1 protein-coding gene is annotated in these 1,098 nt (G+C 57.5%); it reads left to right on the top strand.

Features of this window, described 5'->3' with window-relative positions; all coding sequences use genetic code 11:
- A partial coding sequence (locus ACIP66_RS28815; RefSeq protein ID WP_400652708.1) for a sigma-70 family RNA polymerase sigma factor occupies positions 1 to 1,098 on the top strand: 1,098 nt, incomplete at both ends.

The following is a 1,098-nucleotide window of genomic DNA, read 5'->3' as shown; positions in this document are numbered from 1 at the left end:
CGCTGCGGAAGAAGCAGCCGCCGCGTTGGCAGCGGTGGAGACCGATATCGGTCGCACCACTGACCCGGTGCGCATGTACATGCGTGAAATGGGTACGGTCGAGCTTCTGACTCGTGAAGGCGAAATTGAAATCGCCAAACGAATCGAAGAAGGCATCCGTGAAGTGATGAGCGCAATCGCGCACTTCCCTGGCACGGTTGACCATATTCTCTCCGAGTACACTCGTGTGACCACCGAAGGTGGCCGCCTGTCCGACGTCCTGAGCGGTTATATCGACCCGGACGACGGCATTGCGCCGCCTGCCGAGGTACCGCCGCCTGTCGAAGCGAAAGTCGCGAAAGCCGACGACGAAACCGACGACGAAGAAGCCGAATCTTCCGATGACGAAGAAGAAGCCGAAAGCGGTCCGGATCCGGTTATCGCCGCCCAGCGTTTTGGCGCGGTCGCCGACCAGATGGAAATCACCCGCAAGGCCCTGAAAAAGCACGGTCGCAGCAACAAGGCAACGATTGCCGAATTGCTGGCGCTGGCCGAGCTGTTCATGCCGATCAAACTGGTACCGAAGCAATTCGAAGGTTTGGTTGAACGTGTTCGCGGTGCCCTTGATCGTCTGCGTCAGCAAGAGCGCGCAATCATGCAACTGTGTGTACGTGATGCACGTATGCCACGCGCTGATTTCCTGCGTCAGTTCCCGGGTAACGAAGTCGACGAAAGCTGGTCCGACGCCCTGGCCAAAGGCAAGAGCAAGTACGCCGAAGCCATTGGTCGCGTACAGCCGGACATCATTCGTTGCCAGCAGAAACTGATCGCGCTGGAAACCGAAACCGGTCTGACCATCGCTGAAATCAAGGACATCAACCGTCGCATGTCGATCGGTGAGGCCAAGGCCCGCCGCGCGAAGAAAGAGATGGTTGAAGCCAACTTGCGTCTGGTGATCTCGATCGCCAAGAAGTACACCAACCGTGGTCTGCAATTCCTCGATCTGATCCAGGAAGGCAACATCGGCTTGATGAAAGCGGTAGACAAGTTCGAATACCGTCGTGGTTACAAGTTCTCGACTTATGCCACCTGGTGGATCCGTCAGGCGATCACTCGCTC

Origin of the sequence: Pseudomonas sp. NPDC088429, assembly GCF_044753305.1 — a bacterium.
Classification (GTDB): domain Bacteria; phylum Pseudomonadota; class Gammaproteobacteria; order Pseudomonadales; family Pseudomonadaceae; genus Aquipseudomonas; species Aquipseudomonas rustica.
The sequence above is the reverse complement of the archived record's forward strand: the minus strand, read 5'-3'. Positions and strand labels throughout refer to the sequence as shown.